The sequence below is a fragment of the Pseudomonas sp. MDT1-85 genome (assembly GCF_054898065.1).
The window spans coordinates 4,702,069-4,716,162 of the sequence record NZ_CM142715.1 but is presented as its reverse complement, the minus strand read 5'-3'; the positions used below and the strand labels follow the sequence as shown (position 1 = coordinate 4,716,162).

The window sequence follows — 14,094 nt, the reverse complement described above, 5'->3', positions numbered from 1 at the left end:
CTTATTTATTCCTTCCTTCCCTTCTGGTGCGTAAATCCGATATGAGTTCCGCTCTGTCCATCCGGCAGCTAACCAAAACCTACGGCAACGGTTTCCAGGCCTTGAGTGGTATCGATCTGGACGTCGCCGAAGGTGACTTTTTCGCCTTGCTCGGCCCCAACGGCGCCGGAAAATCCACGACCATCGGCATTCTCTCGACCCTGGTGAACAAGACCAGTGGAACAGTGAACATCTTCGGTCACGACCTGGACAAGAATCCTGCGCAACTCAAGCGCTCCATCGGCGTGGTGCCTCAGGAATTCAACTTCAACCAGTTCGAAAAAACCTTCGACATCGTCGTGACCCAGGCCGGTTACTACGGCATTCCGCCGAAAATCGCCAAGGAACGCGCCGAGCAGTACCTGACCCAACTGGGCCTGTGGGACAAGCGCGACGTGCCGTCGCGCTCCCTGTCCGGCGGCATGAAGCGCCGACTGATGATCGCCCGAGCGCTGGTTCACGAACCGCGCCTGCTGATCCTCGACGAACCGACGGCGGGGGTAGACATCGAATTGCGTCGCTCGATGTGGACCTTCCTCACCGAACTGAACAAGAAAGGCATCACCATCATCCTCACCACTCACTACCTGGAAGAGGCTGAGCAGTTGTGCCGCAACATCGGCATCATCGACCACGGCACCATTGTCGAGAACACCAGCATGAAGCAGTTGCTCAGCCAACTGCATGTCGAAACCTTCCTGCTGGATATGAAGAACACCTTGCAAGTGGCGCCGCAATTGCTCGGTTACCCGGCCAAGCTGGTCGACAGTCATACCCTGGAAGTCCAGGTCGACAAGGCCATGGGCATTACCGCGCTGTTCACTCAATTGGCGCAGCAGAACATTGAAGTGTTGAGCCTGCGTAACAAAACCAATCGCCTCGAGGAGTTGTTCGTGTCCCTGGTGGAGAAGAATCTGTCGAAGGTGGCGGTATGAGTTCCGAGCTGCAACCCAACCTCGTTGCCCTCAATACCATCGTCTATCGTGAGGTCAAGCGCTTCACCCGGATCTGGCCGCAGACCTTGCTACCGCCGGCAATCACCATGGTTTTGTACTTCGTGATCTTCGGTAACCTGATCGGTCGGCAGATCGGCGACATGGGTGGCTTCACTTACATGGAGTACATCGTGCCGGGGCTGATCATGATGTCGGTGATCACCAACTCCTACGGCAACGTGGTGTCGAGTTTCTTTGGCAGCAAGTTCCAGCGTTCCATCGAAGAATTGATGGTGTCGCCGGTGTCACCGCATACGATTCTGATCGGCTACACCCTGGGCGGCGTGCTGCGCGGGTTGATGGTCGGGATCATCGTGACGCTGCTGTCGCTGTTCTTCACTCAATTGCAGGTGCATCACTTGGGCGTGACCGTTCTGGTGGTGGTGCTGACGGCGACGATTTTCTCGCTGCTGGGCTTTATCAACGCGGTATTTGCGCGCAACTTCGATGATATCTCGATCATCCCGACGTTTGTGCTGACGCCGCTGACGTACCTCGGCGGGGTGTTCTACTCGATCAGTTTACTGCCACCGTTCTGGCAGACCGTGTCGCTGGCCAACCCGGTGCTGCACATGGTCAACGCTTTCCGTTACGGCATCCTCGGTGTGTCGGATATCAGGATCAGCGTGGCGATCACCTTCATGCTGGTGGCGACTGTTGTGCTGTATATCGGTTGTGCGCGGTTGCTGGTGAGCGGGCGTGGGATGCGTACGTAAGGGCTACCGCGTCGCCTTCAATCGCGAGCAGGCTCGCTCCCACAAGGGATCTTCATGGCGGCATAGATCCAATGTGGGAGCGAGCCTGCTCGCGATGACGCCAGTCCAGACACCGCAAAAAAAACGGCCTCCCAAGCGGAGGCCGTTTTACATTCTCACATTCGACTTTTCTTGCGCCGCTTCCACTGTCGACTCACCCACCAGCGCCAATACATCATTACCAGGCAATAGGCGAGGGCGCCCAGCACCAACCCCATTACCACCGAGCCGAGCAAGAACGGTTGCCACAGGCTCGAGAGTTCGCCGCTGATCCATTCCCAGGTCAACTCATTCGGCAGGCTGCGGGCGGGAACATCCATCAACCAGGCGCCAGTCTGGTAAGTACAGAAGAACACCGCCGGCATGGTGATCGGGTTAGTCAACCAGACCAGGCTGACGGCAATCGGCAGGTTGCCGCGCGCGATGATGGCCAGGAACGCCGCCACCAGCATCTGCAATGGAATCGGCAGGAACGCCGCGAACAGTCCGACCGCCATCGCCCGCGCGACGGAATGGCGATTGAGGTGCCAGAGGTTCGGGTCATGCAGCAGAGTGCCGAGAAAGCGTAAGGATTTGTGTTCCCTGATGCTGGTCGGGTCTGGCATGTAACGTTTGAATAAGCGCCGGGGCATAAGGCTTCTCGGTCGGTTCAGGCGGCAAGTATGTCTGGATTCTACGAACCGCCCATTCAGACTTTGTGACAATTGATAACGACAGACGTGCGGCGGACCAGCTAAGCCTAGGGCGGGGACTCTCAAGGACGGGCTTATGCGCACAGGGATGATGGCGCTGGCGTTGGGTCTGCTGGCCCTGCGTTTTTTACCGGTATTACCGCCGGCGGGGTTGTGGCTGTTCTTGCCGGTAGTGGGATTGATGTTGCTGCCGTTTCGCACCTTTCCCCTGGCATTTTTTCTGTTCGGTTTCAGTTGGGCGGGCGCGAATGCACAGTGGGCACTGGATGATCGCCTAGCGCTGAAGCTTGATGGCGAGACGCGCTGGGTCGAAGGTCGTGTGACCGGGTTACCGCAGCAGGCCGAGGGTGTGGTGCGGTTCGAACTGATGGACAGTCAATCGCGTCGCGCCAAGCTGCCTAGGCACCTGCGCCTGGCCTGGTATGGCGGGCCTCCCGTCAACAGCGGCGAACATTGGCGGCTGGCCGTCAAATTGAAGCGTCCTGCCGGGTTGCTCAACCCGCATGCGTTCGATTACGACGCCTGGTTGCTGGCCCGGCACATCGGCGCCACCGGGACCGTCAAAGATGGCCAGCGCCTGAGGGAGGCGCAGTGGGCCTGGCGTGACGGCATCCGTCAGCGTCTGCAGGCCGTGGATGCCCAAGGGCGAACGGGGGCGCTGACGGCGTTGGTGCTGGGGGATGGCGCCGGGTTGAGCCGTGAGGACTGGCAGGTGCTGCAAGACACCGGCACCGTGCATCTGTTGGTGATTTCCGGGCAGCACATCGGTTTGCTGGCGGGAGTGGTGTATCTGTTGATTGCCGGTTTGGCACGTTATGGTTTGTGGCCCAGGCGCTTGCCGTGGCTGCCATGGGCGTGCGGGCTGGCGTTCGCGGCGGCGCTCGGTTATGGGTTATTGGCCGGCTTCGAGGTGCCGGTGCGGCGGGCCTGCCTGATGATCGGTCTGGTGCTGTTGTGGCGACTGCGGTTTCGTCACCTCGGCGCATGGTGGCCGCTGTTGCTGGCGCTTGACGGCGTTTTGCTGCTGGACCCGCTGGCGAGTCTGCAACCGGGTTTCTGGTTGTCGTTTGCGGCGGTCGCGGTGCTGATTTTCACTTTTGGCGGCCGATTGGGTCCGTGGCGCTGGTGGCAAACCTGGACTCGCGCCCAATGGCTGATCGCAATCGGTCTATGCCCGCTGTTGTTGGTGCTGGGGTTGCCGATCAGTCTCAGCGGGCCGCTGGCCAATTTGCTGGCGGTGCCCTGGGTCAGTCTGGTGGTCCTGCCGCCGGCCTTGCTTGGGACGATGTTGTTGCCGGTTCCTTATGTGGGCGAAGGATTGCTGTGGTTGGCCGGCGGTCTGATCGATCTTTTGTTCAAGGGCTTGGCGTTAATAGCCGGGCAGTTGCCCGCGTGGGTGCCGGTGGCGGTCCCGTTGTGGGTATGGGCACTCGGCACGCTGGGGGCCTTTGTGCTGTTATTGCCGCGAGGCGTGCCGTTGCGCCCGTTGGGTTGGCCGATGTTGCTGTTACTGGTTTTTCCGCCCCGACATACGTTGCCTGAAGGCATGGCCGAGGTTTGGCAGCTGGATGTCGGTCAGGGTTTGGCAATTCTGGTGCGTACCCGCCATCACACCTTGCTGTATGACGCCGGGCCACGGTTCGGCGATATCGACCTGGGTGAGCGGGTGGTGCTGCCGTCATTGCGCAAACTGGGCGTGAACGGCCTCGATCTGATGCTGATCAGCCACGCCGATGCCGATCACGCCGGCGGTGCGCGAGCGATTGCCAGCGCAATACCGGTGAAGCAAGTACTGAGTGGCGATCACCTGGCCCTGCCAGACGAACTGCACGCCGAGGGCTGCGAGAGCGGTCAGCAATGGACCTGGGACGGCGTGAAGTTTCAACTCTGGCAGTGGGCGTCTGCCACCGACAGCAATCAGAAGTCCTGCGTGCTGCAGATTGAAGCCAATGACGAGCGGTTGCTGCTGACCGGCGACATCGATGCCGCAGCCGAGCGGGCGCTGCTCGACGGTCCATTGGCGGTGCCGACGGATTGGCTGCAAGCCCCGCACCATGGCAGTCGCAGTTCGTCTTCAATGGCGTTGCTCAGTGTCTTGCAACCCAAAGCGGTGCTGATCTCCCGTGGCAATGGCAACTCTTTCGGCCATCCCCATCCCACGGTCGTGGCGAGGTATCAAAAGCGCGGTTTGGCGATCTACGACAGCGTCGAGCAAGGTGCCATTCGTCTGCAACTGGGACGCTTCAAGCCGCCGTGGACGATGCTTCAAGAACGGCGCTTCTGGCGCGATCCGCCACCATCGCGCCAGTAACCCGAACTATCAAAGCCCGACCGGATGCGACATCGCGGTCTTCGGTGCGTCCACCCCCTATGTTAGAGTGGCGCACTTTTTCGAGGGGACTGTCACTGTGTGGGAATTGGTCAAATCCGGCGGCTGGATGATGCTGCCGATCATTCTGAGTTCCATCGCGGCCATGGCGATCGTCGCTGAGCGTCTCTGGACCCTGCGTGCCAGCCGCGTGACCCCGGAGTACTTGCTCGGGCAGGTCTGGGTCTGGATCAAGGACAAACAACTCAATAAAGAAAAACTCAAGGAACTGCGCGCCAACTCCCCGTTGGGCGAGATCCTGGCCGCTGGTCTGGCAAACTCCAGGCATGGTCGCGAGATCATGAAAGAGTGCATCGAAGAGGCCGCTGCGCGGGTGATTCATGAACTCGAACGCTACATCAACGCCCTCGGCACCATCGCCGCGATGGCCCCGTTGTTGGGGCTGCTGGGTACGGTGCTGGGCATGATCGATATTTTCAGTGCGTTCATGGGCACGGGCATGGGCACCAACGCTTCAGTGCTGGCCGGTGGTATTTCCAAAGCGCTGATCACCACCGCCGCTGGCCTGATGGTCGGTATTCCGGCCGTGTTCTTCCACCGTTTCCTGCAACGCCGTATAGATGAGTTGGTGGTGGGCATGGAGCAGGAAGCGATCAAACTGGTCGAGGTAGTGCAGGGTGACCGCGACGTGGATCTGGCTGAGGGCAAAGCGTGAAATTCCGTCGTAAACCACGGGAAACGATAGACATCAACCTCGCGTCGTTGATCGACGTGGTGTTTATCCTGCTGCTGTTTTTCGTCGTGACCACCACTTTCACCCGTGAAACCCAGTTACGCGTCGACCTGCCGGAAGCGGTCAGCGGTTCCCCGGCCGAAGACCAGCAGCCCAAGCAACTGGACATCGCCATCAGCGCCGAAGGTGTGTTCTCCGTGAACAACCAGTTGTTGCCGAAGAACGACCTGACCAGCCTGATGGAAGCGCTGCAGAAAGAATCCAATGGCGACACCAATATGCCGTTGTCCATCAGCGCTGATGGCAAGACCCCCCATCAGTCCGTCATCACTGCCATGGACGCCGCCGGCAAACTCGGTTTCAGTCACTTGCGCATGACCACTGTCGAGGCGGCACCAGCGTCCTGATGGCCATGTCCGATCGATTGCTCGCTGCGTGGTACGAAGGCCATCCGGCGCTGAAGCTGTTGCAGCCTCTGGAGTGGCTGTATCGGCGTGTGGTCATCGGCAAGCGCGAGCGCTTTCTGGCGGGTGAAGGCGAAATCTACCAACCGCCGGTGCCGCTGATCGTGGTCGGCAACATCACGGTGGGCGGCACCGGCAAGACGCCGCTGATTCTGTGGATGATCCAACACTGCCAGCGCTGTGGTTTGCGGGTCGGCGTGGTCAGCCGTGGTTACGGTGCCAAACCTGCGCAACTGCCGTGGCGGGTCGAGGCCGATCAAAGTGCGGACGTGGCGGGCGATGAACCGTTGTTGATCGTCCAGCGCACCGGCGTGCCGCTGATGATCGACCCGGACCGCAGCCGCGCAGCCAAAGCCTTGCTGGCGAGCGAGCCGCTGGACCTGATCCTCTCCGACGACGGCATGCAGCATTATCGGCTGGCCCGGCACCTGGAGCTGGTACTGATCGATGCCGCCCGGGGCCTGGGCAACCAGCGTTGCCTGCCGGCCGGGCCGTTGCGTGAACCGATCGAGCGTCTGCAAAGCGTCGATGCGGTGCTTTATAACGGCGCCACGGCCGACCGCATCGACGGTTTTGCCTTCCAGCTGCAACCCACGGCACTGGTCAACCTGCAAAGCGGCGAACGCCGTCCCCTCGACCACTTCCCCTCAGGCCAGGCCATTCACGCCGTGGCCGGGATCGGCAATCCCCAGCGTTTCTTCACGACCCTCGAAACGCTACACTGGCGGCCAGTGCCGCATGCATTTGCCGATCACGCCGAGTACAGCGTGCAGGCCTTGAATTTCACACCGTCATTGCCCGTGGTGATGACGGAAAAGGACGCGGTGAAGTGCCGTGCCTTCGCCGCCGCCGATTGGTGGTACCTGGCGGTCGATGCTGCGCCATCGCCGGCCTTCGTGGCCTGGTTCGATACGCAGCTGATACGCCTGTTGCCGGCTGGTCTTTTGCCTTAACTCCGTTTCTATCCAGGGAATGTTCATGGACACCAAATTGCTCGATATTCTCGCTTGCCCGATCTGCAAAGGTCCGCTCAAGCTCAGCGCCGACAAAACCGAGCTGATCAGCAAGGGCGCTGGCCTCGCATATCCGATTCGCGACGGCATCCCGGTGATGCTCGAAAGCGAAGCGCGCACCCTGACCACCGACGAGCGTCTGGATAAATGACCGCAGCCTTTACCGTCGTCATTCCATCGCGCTATGCCTCCACCCGTCTGCCAGGCAAACCCCTGCTGCTGATCGCCGGCAAGCCGATGATCCAGCACGTCTGGGAACAAGCGAGCAAAAGCAGCGCCCAGCGGGTGGTGGTTGCCACTGACGATGCGCGCATCATCGAGGCCTGCAAAGGCTTTGGCGCCGAAGTGGTGCTGACTCGCGAAGACCACAATTCCGGCACTGACCGTCTGGCCGAAGTCGCAGCGAAACTGGGCCTGGCCCCGGATGCCATCGTGGTCAACGTTCAGGGCGACGAGCCGTTGATTCCGCCGAGCGTGATCGATCAGGTTGCTGCCAACCTGGCCGCCCACACCGAAGCGCGCATGGCCACCCTGGCCGAGCCGATCGAAGACGTGGAAACCCTGTTCAATCCCAACGTGGTCAAGGTGGTCAGCGACCTCAATGGCCTGGCGCTGACGTTCAGTCGTGCCACCTTGCCGTGGGCGCGGGACGCGTTCGCCAAGAGCCGCGAGCAATTGCCGGAAGGTGTGCCCTATCGCCGCCACATCGGCATTTATGCCTATCGCGCCGGTTTCCTGCATGACTTTGTCACCTGGGGCCCGTGCTGGCTGGAAAACACCGAGTCTCTGGAACAGCTGCGGGCGCTCTGGCACGGCGTGCGGATTCACGTCGCCGATGCGCTGATCGCACCGCCCACCGGCGTCGATACCATTGAAGACCTCGAGCGCGTTCGTCGCTTGCTGGAGGCCTGATGCGGGTTCTGTTCGTCTGCCTGGGCAATATCTGCCGTTCCCCCACGGCCGAAGGCGTGTTGCGACACAAACTGCGCGAGGCGGGGCTGGCCGATCAAATCGAAGTGGCTTCCGCCGGCACCGGTGACTGGCACGTCGGCAAGGCCCCGGACAAGCGCAGCCAGGCCGCGGCGAAACTGCGCGGCTACGACCTGTCGACCCAGCGCGCGCAGCAGGTGAACCGTGCCGATTTCGCCACCTACGACCTGATTCTGGCGATGGACAACAGCAATCTGCGCCACCTCAAGGCCCTGCAACCGGCCAAGGGCAAGGCCGAACTGGACCTGTTCCTGCGTCGCTTCCAGTCGGAAATCGATGAAGTGCCGGATCCTTATCACGACAGCGACCAGGGTTTCGAAACGGTACTGGACCTGATCGAGCGCGCCAGCGATTTGCTGGTGATCGAATTGAAGGGCCGGTTATGAGTTTGCAGGTACAAGCTCAGGTATCGCTCAAGCCGTTCAACAGCTTTGGCGTGGACGTTCAGGCCCGGCTGTTTGCCGAGGCCCATAGCGATGCCGACGTGCGCGAAGCCCTGGCCTATGGGTTGGAACATGATGTGCCCGTGCTGGTGATCGGTGGCGGCAGCAACTTGTTGCTGACCTCCGATGTGCAGGCGCTGGTGCTGCGCATGGCCACACGGGGGATTCGCCTGCTGAGCGATGACGGTAACCAGGTGGTGATCGAAGCCGAGGCGGGCGAGCCGTGGCATCCGTTTGTGCAACACACCTTGGCGCAAGGGTTGGCGGGGCTGGAAAACCTGAGCCTGATTCCCGGCACAGTGGGCGCGGCACCGATGCAGAACATCGGCGCTTACGGCGTCGAAATAAAAGACGTGTTTGCCGGCCTGACGGCCCTCGATCGCCAGACCGGCGAGCTGCGGGACTTCACGTTGGCTGAGTGCAACTTCGCCTACCGTGACAGTCTGTTCAAACAGGAACCGGGGCGTTGGTTGATCCTGCGCGTGCGTTTCATCCTCAATCGCACCGCGCATCTGCACCTGGAATACGGCCCGGTTCGCCAGCGCCTGACGTCGCTGGGTATTGATCACCCGACGCCTACCGAGGTCAGTCAGGCCATTTGCAGTATTCGCAACGAAAAGCTCCCGGACCCGGCGGTGCTGGGCAATGCCGGCAGCTTCTTCAAGAACCCCTTGGTGCCGGCGACATTGGTAGCGCGACTCAAGGAGCAATACCCGGAGCTGGTGGCCTATGCGCAACCCGACGGGCAAATGAAACTGGCGGCGGGCTGGCTGATCGAACGGGCCGGCTGGAAAGGCTTTCGCGACGGTGATGCCGGTGTGCATAAATTACAGGCGCTGGTGCTGGTCAACTACGGCGCCGCAACGGGTCTGCAGTTGCTGAACCTGGCGCAACGCATTCAAAAAGACATTTCAGAACGTTTTAATGTCGACCTGGAAATGGAACCCAACCGGTATTGAGGCTACGCTTTCAGGCTGATTCCAAAGCCCTGCACATCTTCAAATGTACAGGGCTTTTTTGTTAATGCTGGGTTAACTTAGCTACCTAACGATGCAAGCATTTGCTCCGTCAAAGGCCCGGTGCAGACGTCGCCGTCCGCATAAGAGAGCCTATTAGCCTGAGTCGATCTGCGTGAAGGAACCCACGCGGCAGATTGCTCGACCCCATAACCTCTATAACTATGCGGGCGTGCCCATGATTACCCTGAAACTCAATGGTCAAGATCATCAACTCGATGTCACCGAGGACATGCCGCTGCTCTGGGCGATCCGTGATGTGGCCGGTTACAACGGCACCAAATTCGGCTGTGGCATGGGCCTGTGTGGCGCCTGCACCATTCATATCGACGGTGCGCCCGCGCGCAGTTGCATCACGCCGATTGGCTCGGTAGTCGGCCAGAACGTCACCACCATCGATAACCTGCACGCCGACCCGGTTGGCAAAGTCGTCCAGCAAGCTTGGCTCGACAGCGCCGTGGCTCAGTGCGGGTACTGCCAGGGCGGGCAGATCATGTCGGCCACCGCCTTGCTGAAAACCAATCCGAACCCCAGCGACGAGCAGATTGAAGAGGCGATGGTCGGCAACATTTGCCGTTGCGGCACTTACAACCGGATCAAGACCGCCATCCGCCAGGCATCCACTCACCTGAAGGAGGCCAAGGCATGAGCCAGCTACCCAATGATTTTGCGCTGAGCAACCTCAGCCGCCGGGGTTTCCTCAAAGGCGTGGGCGCCACCAGTGCGCTGGTGTTGGCGGCAAGCTGGGGCTGGCAGGACGCGCTCGCCGCAGAGAAAGACAAGAAATTCGGCGCCGACGGCATGCCCAACGGCTGGATCGATGATCCCAAGGTTTATGTCAGCATCGCCGCCGATGGCAGCGTGACCGTGGTTTGCAACCGCTCGGAGATGGGCCAGGGCGTGCGCACCAGCCTGACCATGGTAGTGGCCGATGAACTGGACGCCGATTGGGCGCTGGTCAAAGTGCAACAGGCGCCGGGCGACGAAGTGCGTTTTGGTAACCAGGACACCGACGGTTCGCGCAGCATGCGTCACTGGTACGAGCCGATGCGCCGTTGCGGTGCTGCCGCGCGAACCATGCTTGAACAAGCCGCCGCCGCGCAGTGGAAAGTGCCGGTCAGCGAGTGCCATGCGCAACTGCATAAAGTCATTCACCAACCGACTGGTCGTGAACTGGGCTACGGCGCGTTGGCCGCTGCTGCCGGTGCGTTGGCGGTGCCGGCCCGCGACAGCCTGCGGCTCAAGCAGCCCTCGGAATTCCGTTACATCGGCAAGGAAGGCACGAAGGCCATCGACGGTGCGGACATCGTCAATGGTCGTGCGGTTTACGGCGCCGATGTGCATTTCGACGGCATGCTTTTCGCTACCATCGCGCGTCCAGCGGTCTATGGTGGCAAGGTCAGATCCTTCGATGCCAGCGCCGCGATGAAAGTCCCGGGGGTGATCAAGGTTCTGCAAGTCGAAAGCCGTCCATTGCCGTCCGAGTTTCAGCCTCTGGGCGGTGTGGCCGTGGTGGCCAGCAACACCTGGGCGGCGATCAAGGGCCGCGAGGCGCTGAAAATCGAGTGGGATGACGGCCCCAACGCCAGTTACGACTCGATCGCCTACCGCAAGGAAATCGAGGCCGCGTCCCTCAAACCCGGCAAAGTGGTGCGCAATACCGGCAGCATCGACCAGGCCATGAGCAGTGCCGACAGCACCCTCGAAGCCTCTTACTACCTGCCGCACCTGGCGCAATCGCCAATGGAGCCGATGGTCGCCATCGCCCGTTTCAAGGACGGCGTGTGCGAAGCCTGGGCCCCAAGCCAGGCACCGCAAGTCACCCGCGAACGGATCGGCGAGCGCCTCGGCATCCCATTCGATAACGTCACGTTCAACGTCACCTTGCTCGGCGGCGGTTTCGGCCGCAAATCCAAGCCGGACTTCGTCGTTGAAGCGGCGATCCTGGCCAAGGAGTTCCCGGGCAAGGCAGTTCGGGTGCAATGGACCCGTGAAGACGACATCCACAACTCCTATTTCCACACCGTGTCGGCCGAATACCTGAAGGCCAGCCTGAACAAGGACGGCCTACCGTCCGGCTGGCTGCACCGCACGGTGGCGCCGAGCATCACCGCGCTGTTCGCGCCGGGGATGAACCATGAGGCGGCTTTCGAGCTGGGCATGGGCTTTACCAACATGGCTTACGCGATCCCCAACGTGCGCCTGGAAAACCCTGAAGCGGCGGTCCACACGCGGGTCGGCTGGTATCGCTCGGTGTCGAACATTCCCCACGGTTTTGCGATTCAGAGCTTTGTCGATGAACTGGCCCACAAGGCCGGCCAGGATCCGCTCAAGTACCAGATCAAACTGCTCGGCCCGGATCGTCAGATCGATCCGCGCACTTTGAGTGAAGAGTGGAACTACGGTGAATCCCCCGAGCGTTACCCGATTGATACCGCTCGGATGCGCACCGTGCTGGAAACCGCCGCCAAAGCGGCCGGTTGGGGGCGTGAGTTGCCCAAGGGTCGAGGCTTGGGCCTGGCGGTGCACTATAGTTTTGTCACTTATGTGGCGGCGGTGATCGAGGTGGAAGTCAAAGACGATGGCACGTTGATCGTGCACAAGGCCGACATCGCCGTGGATTGCGGTCCGCAGATCAACCCTGAGAGGATTCGCTCGCAGTTCGAAGGTGCCTGCGTCATGGGCCTGGGTAACGCGGTGCTGGGGGAGATCAGCTTCAAGGACGGTAAGGTTCAGCAGGACAATTTCCACATGTACGAGGTGGCGCGCATGTCTCTGGCACCGAAAGAAATCGCCGTGCATCTGGTCACGCCACCGGGCGATGTGCCGTTGGGCGGGGTCGGTGAGCCGGGCGTGCCGCCGATTGCACCAGCGCTGTGCAACGCGATCTTCGCTGCCACTGGCAAGCGTATTCGTGACCTGCCAGTGCGTTATCAGCTGCAAGGCTGGCAGAAGGCGCAAGCCTGATGGACAGCGTCGATCTGAACGTCCTGCGCAGCGTGCTGGAATGGCGCCGCGCCGGTCAGCGGGTGATGTTGTATAGCGTGGTCCAGACCTGGGGCACCGCACCCCGGGCGCCTGGCGCGATGCTCGCCTTGCGTGAAGATGGTGTGGTGATTGGCTCGGTGTCCGGTGGCTGTGTCGAGGATGACCTGATTGCCCGGCTGCACGATGGCCGTATCCCGGCCGATGGGCCGCCGGTGCAGTTGATTACCTATGGCGTCACCCGTGAGGAGGCCGCGCGGTTTGGTTTGCCATGCGGCGGCACGTTGCGTCTGACGGAGGAGCGCGTCGGCGATCCGGTGTGGGTCGCCGAATTGCTGACGCGCTGCGAGGCCCATGAAATCGTTGCGCGGGAGCTGAATCTGGCAACCGGTGAAGTGATTCTGCAGCCTGCGAGCAAGACCGATCCGCTGGTGTTTGACGGGCAGACCTTGCGCGCCATTTATGGTCCGCGCTGGCGGTTGTTGCTGATCGGCGCCGGCCAACTGTCGCGCTACGTTGCCGAGATGGCGCGGCTGCTGGATTTCGAAGTGCTGATCTGCGATCCGCGCACCGAGTTCGTCTACGGCTGGGAAGAACAGCACGGTCGCTTCGTCCCGGGCATGCCCGACGAAGCGGTGCTGGCCATCCAGACCGACGAGCGCACGGCCATTGTCGCGCTGACCCATGATCCGCGCCTGGATGACATGGCGCTGCTCACGGCGCTGGACTCAAAGGCGTTTTATGTCGGTGCGCTGGGTTCGCGGGTCAATAGCCAGAAGCGCCGGGACACCTTGGCTCAGCTAGGCTTGTCACAACAGGCCATCGAGCGCTTGCACGGCCCGATCGGTTTGCACATCGGCAGCCACACACCGGCGGAAATCGCCTTGTCGCTGCTGGCCGAAATTGTGGCGATCAAGAACGGCGTCGAGCTGAAACAGAAGAGGCCGTTGCAGGAGGGCGTATGAGCGACCCCATCGGCGTTATCGTAGTGGCCGCGGGGCAGGGCAGCCGGTTTCGACAGGTAGCGGGTGACGATAAGGACAAGCTGCTGGTGGACTGCACAGGTCGTGACGGCGTCACCGTGCATTCGATGATTGAGCAGGTGCTGGTGAATCTGCCGGCCGCGCTTGAGAAGCGCGTGCTGGTGACCACGGCGGATCGCCCGCAAGTGATTCGCATGGCTCAGGCCTATGGTTGCGAGATTGTGCGGATCGAGTCGACCGGTCTGGGCGACAGCATTGCCGCGGGTGTGGCGGCGTGCTCGCAACTCGGTGGCTGGCTGATCATGCTGGGGGATATGCCGTTTATCCTGCCGTCCAGCATTGAACAGGTTGTTGCGAATATTGCCGAGGATGCCATCAGCGTGCCGGTGCATGAGGGGCAATTTGGGCACCCGGTGGGGTTCGGGCGAAGCTTTGGTCCGGGATTGATGGCGTTGACCGGTGATCAAGGCGCCAAGTCGCTGTTCGCACAGGCGAGGGTGGTCGAGGTGGCGGTGGAGGATCCGGGTGTGTTGTGGGATGTGGATGTGCCTGATGCATTAACCTTTAAGTAACCTTGGCGCAGATCCAATGTGGGAGCGGGCTTGCTCGCGAAAGCGGTTTAACATCCAACATCTATGCAAGCTGGCCCACCGCTTT

The 14,094-nt window shown here is 61.2% G+C and carries 15 protein-coding genes; 14 read left to right on the top strand and 1 reads right to left on the bottom strand.

Features of this window, described 5'->3' with window-relative positions:
* Positions 1-41: 41 nt before the first annotated feature.
* Entirely contained in the window at positions 42-974 is a 933-nt protein-coding gene (locus ACYZT2_RS21300; RefSeq protein ID WP_461967097.1) for an ABC transporter ATP-binding protein, read from the top strand.
* The gene (locus ACYZT2_RS21295; protein ID WP_461967095.1) at positions 971-1,750 is read left to right on the top strand and encodes an ABC transporter permease; all 780 of its coding nucleotides are present in this window, start codon (positions 971-973) and stop codon (positions 1,748-1,750) included. The genes ACYZT2_RS21300 and ACYZT2_RS21295 overlap by 4 nt, the downstream gene beginning before the upstream one ends.
* Before the next feature lie 155 nt (positions 1,751-1,905).
* On the opposite strand, the gene ACYZT2_RS21290 is transcribed toward ACYZT2_RS21295, so the two are convergent.
* Entirely contained in the window at positions 1,906-2,421 is a 516-nt protein-coding gene (locus ACYZT2_RS21290) for a DUF2062 domain-containing protein (RefSeq protein ID WP_461967093.1), read from the bottom strand.
* A gap of 136 nt (positions 2,422-2,557) precedes the next feature.
* On the opposite strand from ACYZT2_RS21290, the gene ACYZT2_RS21285 reads away from it, so the two are divergent.
* The 12 genes from ACYZT2_RS21285 (at position 2,558) to ACYZT2_RS21230 (ending at position 14,009) form a co-directional block, all read left to right on the top strand.
* A complete protein-coding gene (locus ACYZT2_RS21285) occupies positions 2,558-4,792 on the top strand; it encodes a DNA internalization-related competence protein ComEC/Rec2 (protein ID WP_461967092.1) in 2,235 nt (744 codons plus the stop codon).
* A gap of 97 nt (positions 4,793-4,889) precedes the next feature.
* The gene (locus tag ACYZT2_RS21280; protein ID WP_253550178.1) at positions 4,890-5,525 is read left to right on the top strand and encodes a MotA/TolQ/ExbB proton channel family protein; all 636 of its coding nucleotides are present in this window, start codon (positions 4,890-4,892) and stop codon (positions 5,523-5,525) included.
* Entirely contained in the window at positions 5,522-5,950 is a 429-nt protein-coding gene (locus ACYZT2_RS21275) for an ExbD/TolR family protein (RefSeq protein ID WP_461967089.1), read from the top strand. The genes ACYZT2_RS21280 and ACYZT2_RS21275 overlap by 4 nt, the downstream gene beginning before the upstream one ends.
* Complete coding sequence (gene lpxK, locus ACYZT2_RS21270) at positions 5,950-6,960, top strand: tetraacyldisaccharide 4'-kinase (protein WP_461967087.1); 1,011 nt, start codon at positions 5,950-5,952, stop codon at positions 6,958-6,960. Before ACYZT2_RS21275 ends, lpxK begins: the two co-directional genes overlap by 1 nt.
* 25 nt (positions 6,961-6,985) lie before the next feature.
* The gene (locus ACYZT2_RS21265; RefSeq protein WP_003174668.1) at positions 6,986-7,171 is read left to right on the top strand and encodes a Trm112 family protein; all 186 of its coding nucleotides are present in this window, start codon (positions 6,986-6,988) and stop codon (positions 7,169-7,171) included.
* Entirely contained in the window at positions 7,168-7,932 is a 765-nt protein-coding gene (gene kdsB / locus ACYZT2_RS21260) for a 3-deoxy-manno-octulosonate cytidylyltransferase (RefSeq protein ID WP_461967081.1), read from the top strand. The genes ACYZT2_RS21265 and kdsB overlap by 4 nt, the downstream gene beginning before the upstream one ends.
* Positions 7,932-8,396, top strand: coding sequence for a low molecular weight protein-tyrosine-phosphatase (locus ACYZT2_RS21255; protein ID WP_461967079.1), 465 nt, complete (start codon positions 7,932-7,934; stop codon positions 8,394-8,396). Before kdsB ends, ACYZT2_RS21255 begins: the two co-directional genes overlap by 1 nt.
* Positions 8,393-9,412 (top strand): UDP-N-acetylmuramate dehydrogenase, encoded by a 1,020-nt coding sequence (gene murB, locus ACYZT2_RS21250; protein WP_461967077.1) that lies wholly within the window; start codon positions 8,393-8,395, stop codon positions 9,410-9,412. Before ACYZT2_RS21255 ends, murB begins: the two co-directional genes overlap by 4 nt.
* Before the next feature lie 235 nt (positions 9,413-9,647).
* On the top strand, positions 9,648-10,118 hold the full coding sequence (locus ACYZT2_RS21245) for a (2Fe-2S)-binding protein (RefSeq protein WP_038982082.1): 471 nt from the start codon (positions 9,648-9,650) through the stop codon (positions 10,116-10,118).
* On the top strand, positions 10,115-12,436 hold the full coding sequence (locus ACYZT2_RS21240) for a xanthine dehydrogenase family protein molybdopterin-binding subunit (protein WP_461967075.1): 2,322 nt from the start codon (positions 10,115-10,117) through the stop codon (positions 12,434-12,436). Before ACYZT2_RS21245 ends, ACYZT2_RS21240 begins: the two co-directional genes overlap by 4 nt.
* Positions 12,436-13,419, top strand: a complete 984-nt coding sequence (locus tag ACYZT2_RS21235; RefSeq protein WP_461967073.1) for an XdhC family protein — start codon at positions 12,436-12,438, stop codon at positions 13,417-13,419. Before ACYZT2_RS21240 ends, ACYZT2_RS21235 begins: the two co-directional genes overlap by 1 nt.
* The gene (locus tag ACYZT2_RS21230) at positions 13,416-14,009 is read left to right on the top strand and encodes a nucleotidyltransferase family protein (RefSeq protein WP_461967071.1); all 594 of its coding nucleotides are present in this window, start codon (positions 13,416-13,418) and stop codon (positions 14,007-14,009) included. The genes ACYZT2_RS21235 and ACYZT2_RS21230 overlap by 4 nt, the downstream gene beginning before the upstream one ends.
* Positions 14,010-14,094 lie beyond the last annotated feature (85 nt).

What these genes read in the sequence shown, in the direction of transcription:
- ACYZT2_RS21300 (WP_461967097.1), top strand. Translation starts at nt 42, where the DNA reads ATGAGTTCCGCTCTGTCCATCCGGCAGCTAACCAAAACCTACGGCAAC.
- ACYZT2_RS21295 (WP_461967095.1), top strand. Translation starts at nt 971, where the DNA reads ATGAGTTCCGAGCTGCAACCCAACCTCGTTGCCCTCAATACCATCGTC.
- ACYZT2_RS21290 (WP_461967093.1), bottom strand. Translation starts at nt 2,421, where the DNA reads ATGCCCCGGCGCTTATTCAAACGTTACATGCCAGACCCGACCAGCATC.
- ACYZT2_RS21285 (WP_461967092.1), top strand. Translation starts at nt 2,558, where the DNA reads ATGCGCACAGGGATGATGGCGCTGGCGTTGGGTCTGCTGGCCCTGCGT.
- lpxK (WP_461967087.1), top strand. Translation starts at nt 5,950, where the DNA reads ATGGCCATGTCCGATCGATTGCTCGCTGCGTGGTACGAAGGCCATCCG.
- ACYZT2_RS21265 (WP_003174668.1), top strand. Translation starts at nt 6,986, where the DNA reads ATGGACACCAAATTGCTCGATATTCTCGCTTGCCCGATCTGCAAAGGT.
- kdsB (WP_461967081.1), top strand. Translation starts at nt 7,168, where the DNA reads ATGACCGCAGCCTTTACCGTCGTCATTCCATCGCGCTATGCCTCCACC.
- ACYZT2_RS21255 (WP_461967079.1), top strand. Translation starts at nt 7,932, where the DNA reads ATGCGGGTTCTGTTCGTCTGCCTGGGCAATATCTGCCGTTCCCCCACG.
- murB (WP_461967077.1), top strand. Translation starts at nt 8,393, where the DNA reads ATGAGTTTGCAGGTACAAGCTCAGGTATCGCTCAAGCCGTTCAACAGC.
- ACYZT2_RS21245 (WP_038982082.1), top strand. Translation starts at nt 9,648, where the DNA reads ATGATTACCCTGAAACTCAATGGTCAAGATCATCAACTCGATGTCACC.
- ACYZT2_RS21240 (WP_461967075.1), top strand. Translation starts at nt 10,115, where the DNA reads ATGAGCCAGCTACCCAATGATTTTGCGCTGAGCAACCTCAGCCGCCGG.
- ACYZT2_RS21235 (WP_461967073.1), top strand. Translation starts at nt 12,436, where the DNA reads ATGGACAGCGTCGATCTGAACGTCCTGCGCAGCGTGCTGGAATGGCGC.
- ACYZT2_RS21230 (WP_461967071.1), top strand. Translation starts at nt 13,416, where the DNA reads ATGAGCGACCCCATCGGCGTTATCGTAGTGGCCGCGGGGCAGGGCAGC.